This is a genomic window from Microbacterium sp. CGR1 (genome assembly GCF_001266755.1).
Classification (GTDB): domain Bacteria; phylum Actinomycetota; class Actinomycetes; order Actinomycetales; family Microbacteriaceae; genus Microbacterium.
In genome coordinates this window covers 1897663-1911709 of sequence record NZ_CP012299.1, presented here as the reverse complement: position 1 = coordinate 1911709, position 14047 = coordinate 1897663, and the positions used below count along the sequence as shown (strand labels likewise).

Annotated in this window: 13 protein-coding genes; 4 read left to right on the top strand and 9 right to left on the bottom strand. The window is 69.5% G+C overall.

Features of this window, described 5'->3' with window-relative positions:
* The 4 genes from AKG07_RS09260 to AKG07_RS09245 form a co-directional block, all read right to left on the bottom strand.
* Positions 1 to 1059, bottom strand: a complete 1059-nt coding sequence (locus AKG07_RS09260) for an amidohydrolase family protein (protein ID WP_053097604.1) — start codon at positions 1057 to 1059, stop codon at positions 1 to 3.
* On the bottom strand, positions 1059 to 1913 hold the full coding sequence (locus AKG07_RS09255; RefSeq protein ID WP_053097603.1) for a tryptophan 2,3-dioxygenase: 855 nt from the start codon (positions 1911 to 1913) through the stop codon (positions 1059 to 1061). The genes AKG07_RS09260 and AKG07_RS09255 overlap by 1 nt, the downstream gene beginning before the upstream one ends.
* Before the next feature lie 98 nt (positions 1914 to 2011).
* The gene (locus AKG07_RS09250; RefSeq protein ID WP_053097602.1) at positions 2012 to 3727 is read right to left on the bottom strand and encodes an amidase; all 1716 of its coding nucleotides are present in this window, start codon (positions 3725 to 3727) and stop codon (positions 2012 to 2014) included.
* Positions 3724 to 4764 carry an agmatine deiminase family protein gene (locus AKG07_RS09245; RefSeq protein WP_053097601.1) on the bottom strand — a complete coding sequence of 347 codons (1041 nt, stop codon included), beginning with the start codon at positions 4762 to 4764 and terminating at the stop codon, positions 3724 to 3726. Before AKG07_RS09245 ends, AKG07_RS09250 begins: the two co-directional genes overlap by 4 nt.
* 91 nt (positions 4765 to 4855) lie before the next feature.
* On the opposite strand from AKG07_RS09245, the gene AKG07_RS09240 reads away from it, so the two are divergent.
* Positions 4856 to 5563 (top strand): TetR/AcrR family transcriptional regulator, encoded by a 708-nt coding sequence (locus AKG07_RS09240; RefSeq protein ID WP_053097600.1) that lies wholly within the window; start codon positions 4856 to 4858, stop codon positions 5561 to 5563.
* A gap of 9 nt (positions 5564 to 5572) precedes the next feature.
* Positions 5573 to 6946 carry a pyridoxal phosphate-dependent decarboxylase family protein gene (locus AKG07_RS09235; RefSeq protein WP_053097599.1) on the top strand — a complete coding sequence of 458 codons (1374 nt, stop codon included), beginning with the start codon at positions 5573 to 5575 and terminating at the stop codon, positions 6944 to 6946.
* Positions 6947 to 6987: 41 nt separating this feature from the next.
* On the opposite strand, the gene AKG07_RS09230 is transcribed toward AKG07_RS09235, so the two are convergent.
* Positions 6988 to 8043, bottom strand: a complete 1056-nt coding sequence (locus AKG07_RS09230; RefSeq protein WP_053097598.1) for an alpha/beta hydrolase — start codon at positions 8041 to 8043, stop codon at positions 6988 to 6990.
* Positions 8044 to 8151: 108 nt separating this feature from the next.
* Positions 8152 to 8676 (bottom strand): TetR/AcrR family transcriptional regulator, encoded by a 525-nt coding sequence (locus tag AKG07_RS09225; protein ID WP_053097597.1) that lies wholly within the window; start codon positions 8674 to 8676, stop codon positions 8152 to 8154.
* An 82-nt stretch (positions 8677 to 8758) separates the two neighbouring features.
* Here AKG07_RS09225 and AKG07_RS09220 point away from each other — a divergent pair, with 82 nt between their 5' ends.
* A complete protein-coding gene (locus AKG07_RS09220) occupies positions 8759 to 9469 on the top strand; it encodes an MBL fold metallo-hydrolase (protein WP_053097596.1) in 711 nt (236 codons plus the stop codon).
* Here the strand turns inward: AKG07_RS09220 and AKG07_RS09215 are convergent.
* Genes AKG07_RS09215 through AKG07_RS09205 form a run of 3 tightly spaced genes read right to left on the bottom strand, consistent with a single transcriptional unit; the run spans position 9466 to position 12790 of the window.
* Entirely contained in the window at positions 9466 to 10017 is a 552-nt protein-coding gene (locus AKG07_RS09215) for a cysteine hydrolase family protein (RefSeq protein ID WP_053097595.1), read from the bottom strand. The genes AKG07_RS09220 and AKG07_RS09215 overlap by 4 nt on opposite strands.
* Positions 10014 to 11459, bottom strand: a complete 1446-nt coding sequence (locus tag AKG07_RS09210) for a purine-cytosine permease family protein (protein WP_053097594.1) — start codon at positions 11457 to 11459, stop codon at positions 10014 to 10016. The genes AKG07_RS09215 and AKG07_RS09210 overlap by 4 nt, the downstream gene beginning before the upstream one ends.
* Before the next feature lie 47 nt (positions 11460 to 11506).
* A complete protein-coding gene (locus AKG07_RS09205; RefSeq protein WP_053099226.1) occupies positions 11507 to 12790 on the bottom strand; it encodes a M18 family aminopeptidase in 1284 nt (427 codons plus the stop codon).
* A 262-nt stretch (positions 12791 to 13052) separates the two neighbouring features.
* On the opposite strand from AKG07_RS09205, the gene AKG07_RS09200 reads away from it, so the two are divergent.
* Positions 13053 to 13916, top strand: a complete 864-nt coding sequence (locus tag AKG07_RS09200; protein WP_053097593.1) for an EamA family transporter — start codon at positions 13053 to 13055, stop codon at positions 13914 to 13916.
* Positions 13917 to 14047: the final 131 nt, after the last annotated feature.

Below are 14047 nucleotides of genomic sequence, written 5' to 3'. Positions count from 1 at the left end.
TCATGCCTTCAGATCGGCGCTGGTCAGCGGGCGGGCGAGTGTCGGGTCGGCGTTGACGCCGGGGAGCCTCAGGAGCAGAGCGGCGGGATCGAGCGGGTCCAGCGGCGCGAGAGCGCGCAGGAGGTCATCGCCCGCGATGTCTGCCTCGCGGAGCGCTGCGAGCTCGGCGGGGTTCAGGCCCACGGGCGTCGGACCGTTGCCCATGTCGGTGCCGTAGAGCACCATTCCGCCGGCGGCGTGGAAGCGGCGGACGTTGTCGACCGCGGTGGCTCGCTCGTCGCTGTCTGCATCGTGGATCGCGAGCGTCGAGATCCACGAGACGGATGCCGCCTGTCGGGTGATCTCGTCGTCGGCGAGCCGTTCGGTGAACGGTGCATGGGCGAGACGGCCGGCCCCGAGGCGAGCGGCGCGCTGCGCCTGGCCCGGTCCTTCGGCATGGGCGACCACGGGGAGCCCGCTGGCCGAGGCGGCGTCGACGATCGTGCGGAACAGGTCGTCGTCGAAGACGGGGCCTGCGGTGGCGTTGCTCGCCACCTTGATGCAGGATGCTCCGGCATCCGCCATCGCGGTGACGGCCGCGCGCGCCGTCTCTGCGTTCGCGATCTCGCGGAAGGATCCTGTGGGGGCCCAGTCGCGGTCACTCGGGTACCCGCCGACGGGAGTGAGGAATGCGCCGGCGAAGTCGACCTGGACACGGTGCGAGGCGTCGGTTCGCCGGAACTCCGGAATCCCCGCGTCGGCTCGGCGGACATCCGCAGAATCCGGGATGGTGTGGCGCAGATCTCCAAAGTCGTGGGGCGCCGATGCCCGGGACAGCGCTTCGATGACGGCCGGGTCCGCCCCGAGGTCGACCACGCGGCCCAGGGTCGAGCTCGCGAGCAGCGTGTGGTCGATGAGCTGAAGGTGCACGTGGTGGTCGGTGAAGCCGCCGATGAGCACGCCGGCCAGACGGGGCAGATCGCGGGCGGGAGGCTCGGCGCGGAGTCGCATCCGCTCGCCGTCGCGGTCGATGATGCCGTCGCGCCATCCTTCGCCGTCGAAGAAGGTCGCCGCGTGCATCAGCCGCCGATCTCGGTGCGCACGGTGTAGAGCTCGGGGAAGAACGTCAGGTCGAGGGCGCGCTGCAGGAATCCGACTCCGCTCGAGCCGCCGGTGCCGACCTTCATGCCGATCGTGCGCGCGACGGTCTTGAGGTGACGGAAGCGCCAGAACTGGAAGTTGTCCTCGAGGTCGACGAGGTCTTCGCACGCTTCATACAGATCCCAGTGCTGCTGGTGGTTCTGGTAGATCTCACGGATGGCGGGCACGAGTGCGGGCGTCTCGCGGTAGGGGAGACGCACGTCCCGGTCGAGGATCTCGGTCGGGATCGGGAGGCCGCGTCGCGAGGCGTAGCGCAGGAACTCGTCATAGAGCGTCGGCTTGTGCCATTCGGCGGTGAGCAGCGCGAGGTTCGCGGGGTGGTCGCTGAAGACGCTCAGCATCTTCTCGTTCTTGTTGCCCAGCGCGAACTCGACGGCGCGGTACTGCACCGACTGGAAGCCGGAGGAATTGCCGAGCGCTCCGCGGAACTGCGCGTATTCGGTGGGCGTGAGCGTCGCGAGGATCGCCCACTGCTGGGTCATGACGTCCTGGATGCGCTTGACGCGCGCGACCCTCTTCAGCGCCTCACGGAGGTCGTCGCTCGCGAGCAGCTGGCGTGCGGACGACAGCTCGTGCAGCAGCTGCTTGAGCCAGAGCTCGGTCGTCTGGTGCTGGATGATGAACAGCAGCTCATCATGGTGCTCCGGGACGCTGACGGGATTCTGGGCGGTGAGCAGCTGGTCGAGCGACAGATACGACCCGTACGTCATGCGTCCGGACAGATCGGTGACGATGCCGGCCTCGAGCTCGCGCTCGTTGTTCTCGGTGCTCATGGGTCGCTTCCTGTCGTGACGGACAGGAAGAACATATAACAATCGTGGCGAGCGTCACAATAGTGAAATGTCGCGCGGTGGGACCGGCTCCGCCGAGGTCAGAGCCTCGACGTGCGCGGCGGGGGAGTACGCCGCTCGCCGGGTGCGCCGACGGCTTCGAACCCGGCCGCGAGTCGCAGCAGCGACGAGTCGTCGTAGGCGCGGCCGGCGAACGTCAGGCCGATCGGCATGCCGATGTCGGCCATCAGACCCATCGGCACCGTCACGGTCGGAATGCCGAGATGACGGATGGTCAGGTTGCCGTTCGCGATCCAGGTGCCGTTGCGCCAGCCGAGGTCGGCGGATGACTCGTTCACATCCATGTCAGCCGGCCCGACGTCGGCCACCGCGGGGAAGACGACCGCGTCGAGCTCGAGCTCGTCCATCCACTGTTCGAGGTCGACCCGGCGGGTCTCCTCGAGTCCGCGGAGGCCGTCAGGCAGCTCGGGCATGTCCTCGAATCCGACGCCGGGGTTCTCGCGCACCCATTCCGGGTACTCGGCGATGTCGTCGTCGAAGCCGGTGTAGCGGTCGGGCAGTGCACCCTCAGGGTGGGGGAAGATCGATGCCCCGTCGACCTCCGCGAGAGTGTGCAGCCGCGGGTCGCCGTTCGCCCGCAGGAAATCCTCCCAGGCCCAGGCCGACAGGTCGACGATCTCGCGGTGCAGGTACTCCGGCGTGACGAGCCCGCGGGTGGCGATGGTCGGGGTGCCGGGTCGATCGCCCTCGTAGTTCGACACCACCGGGAAGTCCACGTCGACGACCGTCGCGCCGGCCGCCTCGAGGCTCCGTCGGGCCGCCTGCCACCGGTCGATCACGGACGGACGCGTCGCGATGCGCCGGCCGGTCGGGCCGCCGATGCCCGCATCGTCGGCGGTGCCGGCGTCGGAGTCGGCGTTGATGTACATGCGCGGGATTCCGATGCGAGCGCCGTGGAGAGCTGCCGCCGCATCGGTGGAGAGCGCGCTGTACGACGCGGGGCGGACCTCGGAGGACTGCGGCAGCGACACCCAGGGCTGTGCGCGCCAGAAATCGCCGCGGACCTCGGCGTCGTCGGCGACGATCACCTCGAGCACCTCCAGCAGATCGGCCATCGTGCGGGTGTGCGGCACGACGACATCCATCGTCGGCACGAGCGGCCAGTTGCCCCGCGTCGAGATGACGCCTCGCGAGGGCGTGTAGGCGCACAGGGCGTTGTTCGTGGCCGGGCCGCGACCGCTCGACCAGGTCTCCTCGCCCAGACCGAACGCGCCGAAGCTGGCCGCCGTCGCCGTGCCCGAGCCGTTCGACGACCCGGAGGCGAAGGGCGCGGTGAGGAAGTCGGCGTTGTAGGGGCTCTCGGCGCGGCCGTAGACGCCGCGCTGCATGCCGCCGTTCGCCATCGGCGGCATGTTGGTCAGCCCGAGGCAGATCGCGCCTCCCGACCGCAGGCGCTCGATCGTGAACGCGTCGCGCTGCGCGACGAGGTCGGCGAAGGCGGGGCTGCCGGCGGCCGCCGTGAGCCCTCGCACGAGATAACTGTCTTTCGCCGTGTACGGGATGCCATCGAGCGGCCCCCGCGTCTCGCCACGGGCACGTCTCGCGTCCGATGCCTCGGCCTCCGTGCGCGCCTCGGGATTCGCGACGACGATCGCGTTCAGAGCCGTGTCCGTATCGGGGCCGTCGTAGGCGGCGATGCGCGCGAGGTAGGCGTCGACCAGTTCGACGGAGGTGGCAGCGCCCGTCTCCAGCGCTCGTCGCAGGTCGGCGATCGACGCCTCGACCACGTCGATCATGCGGACACCCCCACACTCGGCTGCTGCTGGGTGATGCAGTGGATGCCGCCGCCGCGGTCGAACAGCGGGCGCGCGTCGACGGTGACGACCCGGCGGCCGGGATAGACGTCGGCGAGGATGGCCCTCGCGGCGGCATCCGCCTTCTCGTCGCCGAACCCGCACGCGACGACGCCGTCGTTGGTGACCAGATGGTTGACGTAGCTCCAGTCCACGAACCCCTCGCCGTCGCGCAGGGTCGCGGGCGCGGGCAGGTCGACGATCTCGAAGCGGCGACCGGCGGCATCGGTCTGATCGCCGAGGTGCGCGCGCAGCTCGCGGGTGACCTCGTGGTCGGGGTGCGCGGGATCCTGCTGATCGTGCAGCAGCAGCCGACCGGGGGAGACGATCGTCGCCACGATGTCGACGTGGCCGTTCGTGCCGAAGTCGTCGTAGTCGCGGGTGAGGCCCCGGGGCAGCCACACGGCCTTCGAGGTGCCGAGAGTGCGGGCCATCTCGGCCTCGACGCGGGCCTTGTCGGCGTAGGGGTTGCGGCGCGGATCGAGCTGCACGGTCTCGGTGAGCAGCACGGTGCCCTCGCCGTCGACGTGGATTCCGCCGCCCTCGTTGACGAGGGTCGAGCTCACGAGCTCGGCGTCGACGGCCCCGGCGATGATGCGCGCGTGCTGCGCCGCCTTCTGCCACTGCGCCCAGGCCGGTGCGCCCCACCCGTTGAAGATCCAGTCCACCGCGCCGAGCACGCCGGGTCGCTCGTCGTCGATGACGAACGTCGGCCCGGTGTCGCGCATCCAGAACTCGTCGACCGGCGCCTCGACGATGTCGATGGCACCGCTGAGCATCCGCCGGGCGCGGGCGATCTCCGCAGGGTCGACGATCATCGTGACCGGCTCGAACTCGGCGACCGCATGGGCGACGGCGGTCCAGGTCTCGTAGCCCTCGTCGCGCTCGGCCGCCGTCTCGCCGAGCGTCGGCCCCTCGGTGGGGAACGCCATCCAGGTGCGGTCGTGCGGTGCGGTCTCGGCGGGCATGTGCCAGGCCATGGTTGTCTCCCTCGCTGCTGATCACGACCTCGGCAACGAGAGTCGCCGTCGCTATTGAACACGCGATCAACGAGTGATACGGTAACCCGTGATGAAGACCACGTCAAGAGCCGCCGCACCGCGCAGGCTGCCGCCGGAGGAGCGCGAACGCTCGATCCTCGACGGCGCCGTATCGCTCGCCTCGGAGAGCGGCCTCGAGGCCCTCACCGTGCGCGCCGTCGCTGCGCGGGTCGGCGTCACACCCGCTCTCGTCGCCCACTACCGGCCCGTGATGGAGTCGTTCGTCGCCGAGGTCTTCACGACGATCGTCGCGGCCGAGCGCGAAGAGGTCATCTCCTCCTACGACCCGACTGTCGACCTGCGCACGAATCTGCTGCGTCTCATCGAGACGCTGCTCGATGACTCGCGCGACGACGTGGCGATGGTGTGGGTGCAGTCGTGGGCGCTCGGAGCCCGCAACGAGGCGCTCGGCACCCGGGTGCGCACCGAGATGGACCTCTGGCACAGCGCCCTCGAAGACCTCATCGCCCGGGCGATCGCCGAAGATCCGGCAGTGCGGGTCGATCCCGATTCGTCGGCGTGGATGCTGCTCGCCATGGTCGACGGGATGAGCGCCCACTCGCTCGTGCACTGGGCGCCGCGCGATCGGGCGGCACTCGCTCGCCGCACCCTCTCCGCCGTGCTCGATGTCCCCGTGACGGACGTTCCGGAGCCCTCCGTTCCGGTGTCGGACGATCTCGAGCCCGGCGCAGCACGACGGGCAGCACAGCCCGCACAGCCCGCAGAAACCCTCAGGTAAGGACAGCTCATGGGAGCAGAACGCATGCACGCGGCCTCGGCCGAATCGACGGCGATCGTCGATGCAGTGCTCGACTACTCGCGCCGGCGGATGCTCGCGGCCGATGTGCCGCTCGACAAGCCCCAGTCGCCCGCCGAGCTCGACCGTCTGGTCGGCACGACGATCACCGATGCGGGTCTCGGATCGCAGCGGGCGCTCAGCGTGTTCGAGCACATCCTCGCTCCCGCCTGCCTGACGACGAGCCACCCGGCGTATCTGTCGTTCATCCCGACGGCGCCGACCATCGCGTCGATCGCGTTCGACCTCGTGGTCTCGGCATCCGGCCTCTATGGCGGCAGCTGGCTCGAGGGCGCAGGAGCCGTGCACGCCGAGAACGAGGTGCTGTCGTTCCTCGCCTCCGAGTTCGGCCTTCCCGACACCGCGGGCGGGGTGTTCGTGCAGGGTGGCACGATCGGCAACCTGTCGGCACTCGTCGCGGCGCGCGAGGCGGCGAAGGCGAAGCTGCTCGACGCGGGCAAGGAGCTGCCTCGTCGCTGGAAGATCGTGTGCAGCGTCGAGGCGCACTCCTCGAACAAGTCGGCGGCGAAGGTCATGGACGCCGACGTGCTGCTCGTGCCGGCCGGAGACGACGGCGTGCTGAGGGCGGACGCGGTGCGCGACGCACTCGCCGAGCACGGCGACGAGATCTGCGCTGTGGTCGCCACCGGCGGCTCGACCAACTTCGGTATCGTCGACGACATCGCCGGCATCGCCGCGCTGAAGGACGAGTTCGACTTCTGGCTGCACATCGACGGCGCGTACGGGCTGACCGCCATGCTGGCCCCCGAGGCCCGGGGTGTCTTCGCCGGGGTGGAGCGCGCCGACTCGGTGATCGTCGATCCGCACAAGTGGCTGTTCGCGCCCTTCGACTGCTGCGCGCTGATCTACCGTGACCCCGATGCGGGTCGTCGCGCGCACACCCAGCACGCCGAATACCTCGACACGCTCACCGACGCGGGCGACTTCAGCCCGTCGGACTACTCGATCCAGCTCACCCGGCGCCCCCGGGGGTTGCCGCTCTGGTTCTCGCTCGCGACGTACGGGGTGACGGCCTATCGCGAGGCCGTGAGCGCGACGCTCGCTCTGACGCAGCGGATCGCCGCCGAGATCGCCGCGCGGCCCGAGCTCCGTCTCGTGCGCGACCCGCAGCTGTCGGTCGTCGTCTTCGAACGCGAGGGCTGGGAACGCGGCGACTACGACCGGTGGTCCGACGAACTCCTCGACTCGCAGCGCGCGTTCGTCGTGCCGAGCTCGCATGGAGGCCGCCCGAACACCCGCTTCGCGATCCTTAACCCGCTCACCACGTTCGACGACCTCGTCGGCATCCTCGACACGATGAAGTAGGCAGCGGGACACGAAAGACGGCCCACCCCGACCCCGCCCCGTCAGCGGGTGGTGTGCGCGTCCAGGAAGTCGATGGTCTTCTGCAGGGCCGTCTGCGCATCCGGCATGTCGAGATGGAACTGGTATTCGTGGGGCAGCTGCGGCTCGTGCGGCGCAGGCCAGAAGAGGGTCGTCACGTCGACGCCGAGCGCGTCGAGCCGCTGGGCCATGGGGATCGACTGCAGCCAGGTGAGACCGTCGCCGTTGCCGCCCGAGATGTAGGTCGTCGGGAAGTCCTCGGTGACCCAGTCGATCGTCGACATCGTGGCACCGGTCGAGTCCTCGGCCCAGGTCTTGGTGCCTGAGTACGCCCACATCGAGGTCTTCAGCCCCCAACCGGCGATGCCGTCGAGCGTCGCGAGTGCGGCCAGGTCGTAGACGCCGCAGTTCAGCACGGTCGCCACCACCTGCTCGGCCTCGAGCGCCGGGGTGACGTCCATGATGTCGGCGTAGTCGGGGCTCGTGATGAGCGTCGCCATCTGACTGGCCAGCTGACCTCCGGCGGAGTCGCCCGCGAGCACGATCCGGGTCGGGTCGACGCCCAGCTCGTCGGCGTGCGCGTCGATGTAGGCGAGCGCGTCGTTGAGCTGGTGCACGGCGAGCGGATACACCCCTTCGGGTCCGATCGTGTAGTTCACGGCGATGGTCGTGTAGCCCTCCGCAGCGAGGATCCGCATGTACGGGTCGACGTTCTCCTTCGATCCCGAGATCCAGGCGCCGCCGTGAATCCAGACGACGGTCGGAAGCGGGCCCGTGGCGGATGCCGGTGTGAAGACGTCCATCGTGGTGTCGGCGCCTCCGTCCGCATACGCGAGATCGAGCTTCTCGGTGAGTTCGGTGTCGGGCACGTGCTTGTCCATCTCGGCGGCAGTCTCGTCGCCGCCCTGGGTGAACACCGCGCGGATGACCATCGCGGACGGCCAGGGGGTGAGCGCGCCGATGATCGCCACCACGGCGACGACGATCAGCACGATTCCGGCGGCCACCTTCGTGCGATGCCAGGGGCGACGACCCTTCGTCGGGTGGACGGATCCGTCGTCGTGCGCGCTCGCGGTCATGGAAACCCCTCTCCGCGCATCATCTTGGCAGTATTCCGGTTACTCTTCGGCGCAGCCGCTCGCCGAGCGGTGAGATCGGCAGGCCGCCGGGGCGGGTGCTCCGACCTCTCAGGCGGTCAGTCCCGCGAGTATGCGCTCCACCGCGTAGTCGAACGCCTCGTCGACGTCGCCGCCCAGACGGAAGGCTCCGGCGAGTTCCATCTGCAGGAACCCGGTCGCCCAGGAGGTGAAGAGCCGGGCCGCATCGAGCGCCCGATCCGGCCCGACGAGAGCGGCGCATGAGCGCAGCACCGGAACAGACGTCCGGTGCAGGGCGTCTTCGGGCGCGGAGGCGGTGAACAGCAGGCGGAACGCGTGCGGGCGTTCGTGCGCGAAGGTGCGGTAGGCGGAGGCGAGGAGGGGGAGCTCGTCGCCTGCGGCGTCGAGCCTGACCGTCAGCGCGTCGGCCGAGGCCTCCGCCACTGCGGAGAGCAGAGCGTCACGATCGCGGATCCGCTTGTAGAGGGAAGGTGCGCGGACGCCCACTCGCTCGGCGACCGCCTGCATGGTGAGTCCCGCGGGTCCGGCGGACTCGAGGATGTCGCGACCGGCGTCGATGATGGCCGCCAGCGAGGTTCGTTCGGGGGTCGGCATCCGGGTCTCCTTCATGGCTATTGACATTAGCTATGATAGCTACGTAGTCTAGCCATCATAAGCCACCGCGAAGGGAACGGCCATGAAGCTCGCACCGCACCTGCATCGACTCGGCAACGACATCGTCGCGTCATACCTCATCGATCTGCCCGAGGGGATCACGCTCGTCGACGCCGGGCTGCCCGGCCACTGGAACGATCTGCAGCGCACCCTCGCAGAACTGGGGCGCCCGCTCTCCGACATCCGGGGTCTCGTCCTTACCCACGGCGACAGCGACCACATCGGGTTCGCCGAGCGGCTGCGCAGCGAAGCAGACGTGCCGATCTTCATCCACAGCGCCGACGCGCACCGCGTGCGCACGGGTGAGAAGCCGAAGACCCCGATGGGACCCGCTCGCGTCGGTCCACTGCTCGGCTTTCTCGCCTACGGCGTGCGCAAGAACGGGCTGCGCACGCGCCATGTCACCGACGTCATGACGGTCGCCGACGGCGAGGTGCTCGACCTGCCGGGATCTCCGGTCATCATCGGGATGCCGGGACACTCGCCGGGCAGCATCGCGGTGCACTTTCCCGCAGCGGACGCGGTGTTCGTCGGCGACGCCCTCACCACGCGCCATGTGCTGACGGGGCAGGTCGGTCCTCAGCCCGCGCCGTTCACGGATGAGCCGACCGAGGCCATCGCGTCTCTCGACAGGCTGGCTGCCGTGTCGGCATCATGGGTGCTGCCCGGGCACGGAGCTCCGTGGCGGGGGTCGCCCGCCGACATCGCGGCCGCGGTGCGCGCGGAGAGCTAGAGCCCCGACAGCACGGAGGCGGTGTCGCTGATCGTGATCTGCGGCGGGTAGAGACCCATCACCTGCATCGCGGCCGCATGATTCTCCGCCGTCGATCCCGCGCAGGCATCGCCGACCACGGTGACGTGCGCTCCGGCATCCGCTGCGGCCAGTGCGGTCGAGATGACGCAGCAGTCGGTCGCGACACCCGCCAGCACGACGTGCGCCCCTCGGCCGACGACCGCCTCGATCTCTGCGCCCCACTTGCCGAAGGTCGGCAGGTCGAGAGCCGGATGCGGCGACAGCCCGGCCGCGTCGGGGACGAGGTCGAACAGTGGATCCGTCGGCGGCTGGTCGGCGAACGGCCACGCGGCGAAGTAGGCGCCCCACGAGGTCGAGCGGTCTGCCGTCGGCATCCAGCGCGTCACGATCACGCGGTCGCCGAAGGCCGTGGCCAGCTCGCGGATGCGCGGCATCGTGTCGGCGAAGAACGGCGATCCCCACGCAGATCCGGGCGACGCGAAGATCTGCTGAGGGTCGATCACGATCAGCCAGGGACCGTCGCTCACGCCGAGGCCTCCTGCGCGCGGATCTTTCCGGCCCGCGCGAACCAGGTCACGACGAACGACAGGACGAGGGCGAAGAAGACGCCGAGGTTGGCATAGGCCCAGTCGCCGTCGACACCCCCGACGAGGTCGAGCAGGTAGCCCTGCCAGTTGTTCCACGGCGCCGCATCCGCGAATCCGTTGAGCACGAAGCCCCAGCCGATCACGCTCGCGATCACCATCGTGCCGATCGAGATCCAGTCCCACGCGCCGTAGCGGCCGCGGCTGTCGAAGAGCGCCTCGTCGTCGTAGTCCTTCTTGCGACGCAGGATGTCGGCGATCAGGATGCCGGCCCATGACGCCAGCGGCACGCCCAGCGTGATGAGGAAGCTCTGGAACGGACCGAGGAAGTCGGTCGCGAAGAACACCACGTAGATCGTGCCGATCGTGAGGATCACGCCGTCGATCGCCGCCGCGGACGGGCGGGGGATGCGGATGCCGAGGCTCAGCAGCGTGAGGCCCGAGGAGTAGATGCCCAGCACCGCGCCGGAGACGAGCGCCAGCACGGCGGTGAGCAGGAACGGAACGAGCACCCAGATGGGCAGGATCGTCGCGAGCGCGCCGATCGGGTCGGCGGCGATCGCCGCGCTGAGCGCGTCGTCGGATCCGGCGAGCAGCAGACCGAAGATGACGAGGATCACGGGAGCCACCGAGCCGCCGATCGTGTTCCACAGGACGATCGCCCCGTCGGATGCCGTGCGCTTCTGGTACCGCGACCAGTCGGCGGCGATGTTGATCCAGCCGAGGCCGAAGCCGGTCATGACCATGACGAGTGCGCCGGTGACCTGTCCGATCCCGCCGTCCGGACGCGCGAGGACGGCCGCCATGTCGATGCTCGGAGCGGCGAGGACGATGTAGAGCACTGTCACGATGCCGGTGACCCAGGTGAGCACCGACTGCAGCTTCATGATCGTGTGATAGCCGAGCACGGATGCCGCGACGATGAGCGCGGCGACGATCACGGTGGCGGTGATCTTCAGCGCGATGCTGTCACCGTCACCTCCGAGCTGCGTGATGACGGTGGCCGTGGCGAGCACGGCCATGATCGCGAGGAACGTCTCCCAGCCGATCGACGTCAGCCACGAGACGATGCCCGGAACCTTCTGCCCCTGCACGCCGAACGCCGCACGGGACAGCACCATGGTGGGCGCCGAACCGCGCTTGCCGGCGATCGCGATCAGTCCGCACAGCAGGAACGACACGACGATGCCGATGATCGACACGAGGGTCGCCTGCCAGAACGAGATGCCGAAGCCCAGCACGAACGAGCCGTACGACATGCCGAACACCGAGACGTTCGCCGCGAACCACGGCCAGAAGAGGTCGCTCGGCTTCGCGGTGCGCTCGGATTCGGGGATGATCTCGATGCCCGCGCGCTCGATGAGAGCAGGCTTGATGTCCGTCATGCCATCATCCTGGCACTGCGCAGGGCCCGCGAGGGCGTCGGCAGGGCTCAGCCGGCGAAGAAAGCTCCGGCGACGCGGGTGAGGTCGTGCAGGTCCGAGACGCCGGCGAGCTCGCGCGCCGAGTGCATCGACAGGATCGGGATGCCGACGTCGACCGTGCGGATGCCGAGACGCGTGGCCGTGATCGGGCCGATCGTCGAGCCGCACGGCACGTTGTTGTTCGACACGAACTCCTGCGTGACCACGTCGGCGGTCTCGCACCAGCCGCGCCAGGCGGCGGAGCCGACGGCATCCGTCGCATAGCGCTGGTTGGCGTTGAGCTTGAGGATTGGTCCCGAGCCGAGCACCGGCTGCACGACGGGGTCGTGCTTGTGCACGTAGTTCGGGTGCACCGAGTGGCCCACGTCGCTCGACAGGCACCACGACGCGGAGAACGCGCGTCGACGCTCGGAGGCGTCGGCGCCGAGCGCGTCGTAGACGCGGCCGAGGATGTCTTCGAGCAGGGGGCCGCCCGCGCCGGAGCGGGAGTTGGAGCCCAGTTCTTCATGGTCGAACGCCGCGAGGATCGCGATCGGTCCGCTGACTGCCGTATCGATCTCCTCGAGCGCGACGACGCCCGCGTGCACCGAGGCGAGGTCGTCGAGTCGGCCGGAAGCGAAGAACGCGCGGTCCTTGCCGAAGATCGCGCCGCGCGCTGTGTCGGCGATCACGACGTCGTAACCGCGGATGTCGGATGCCGAGACGCCGGCCGAACCGGCGAGCTCGGCCAGGATGTCCTCCTGGGTCGGGTCGCCGAGGCCCCAGACCGGCTGCGTCTGGAACTGCTTGTCGAGCGCGAGGCCCGTGTTCGCCTCGCGGTCGAGGTGGATCGCGAGCTGGGGAAGCCGCAGCAGCGCTCCCGTGTCGGCGAGCACCACGCGTCCGTCGGCGAGGGCCAGCCGTCCGGCGAGACGCAGCTCGCGGTCGAGCCACGAGCTCAGCAGCGGACCGCCGTACACCTCGACGGCCGCCTGCAGCCAGCCCCTCGAACCGGTCGTCGGCTGCGGCTTGAGCTTGAAGCCGGGGGAGTCGGTGTGAGCACCCAGGATGTGAGCGGGCGTGGTCGCGGTCGCGTCCCCCGGAACCGTCCACGCGATCGCGGCACCGTCTCGCACGACGACATAGCGTCCGCCGGGGGCGACATCCCAGGCCTGATCCTCTTCGAGCCGCGTGAAACCGGCATCCTCGAGGCGCCGGGCCACCTCGGCGGCGGCGTGATAGCTCGAGGGCGAGGCGGCGACGAAGTCGGCGAGATCCTCGGCGTGGGCGAGAGCGTCCGGGGTGACGGGCATGAGCGACCTTCCTGCAGGGGCGGTCCTTCGATCGTAATCGGCGACTCGATGCGCGATCTCCGCGACGGTCGGATGGCGGTCGTTCACCTTCTCGTCACCATCGGCCGGTACGGTCGATCTCGATAGCGCCTAGGGTTCCGGGGTTCGTCCCGTCTGGTCCGAGCGGCGCCACGGTGCTCCTCCGCAGGAGCGCCGTCATCTGACAGGACAAAAGCCCGGAGGACCCTGTTCGTCGCGCCCGCGAAGAACGGAAGGGTCTCTGATGTCCGCTCTCGCCTTCGCTCTCGTCCTCGCCGCAGCCGTCACGCACGCCGCCTGGAACATCATCGCCCACGGCGTGAGCCGCGCAGGGACGCCGTTCCTCTGGTGGGGGGCCGTCGGAGGAACCGCCGTCTGGATCGGGGTCGTGCCGTTCACCGGCGGGCTCGGCACCGACGACGTGCTGGCGTTCCTGCTCGGCGTCGGAGTCTCCGGTGTGCTGCACGTCGCCTACATGGCGGTGCTGCAACGCGGATATCGCGAAGGCAACCTCTCGACCGTCTACGCGACGGCTCGGGGCACCGGGCCGTTCCTCTCTGTGATCGTCGCCGTGCTGGTGCTCGGGGAGCGTCCATCGGCCCTCGCGCTCACCGGCGTCGCGGCGATCATCCTCGGAGTCGTCGCGATCGGTCTCGTCGACCGCGGACGCGCCGACCGGTCGCGTCGCCTGGATCCCGGGCTCGTGTTCGGTCTGCTCACCGGCGTCGCGATCGCGGTCTACACGATCTGGGACGCCAACGCCGTGCGCACGTGGAACCTCTCGCCCGTCGCCTTCATGGTGGGGACAATGCTGCTCGAGATCCCGTTCTACTCGCTCGGCGTCCGAGGCCGATGGGCGGCCGTTCGCGCGCTCGGCCGCACGCAGTGGAAGCGCATCGTGGCGTTCAGCATCCTGTCGCCGCTCTCGTACATCCTGGTGCTCACGGCCATCCAGATCGCTCCGGTCGCACTGGTCGCGCCGCTGCGCGAGGTCAGCGTTGTGCTGGTCAGCCTGTTCGGTGTCTTCGCCCTGAAGGAGAGCAGGCCCGGATGGCGTCTCGCCGCGTCCGCGGTCGTCGCGGGCGGGATCGTGCTGCTCGCGCTGTAGCGGTGGTTCTGCGGCGGTGGTTCTGTGGTCGTGGTCGTGGTCGTGGTCGTGGTCGTGGTCGGGGTCGTGGTCTCTCCGGGTGCGTGGCCTGCGTGATTGTATGGATGCTGTGTGCGCCGCGTGGGGTCTTC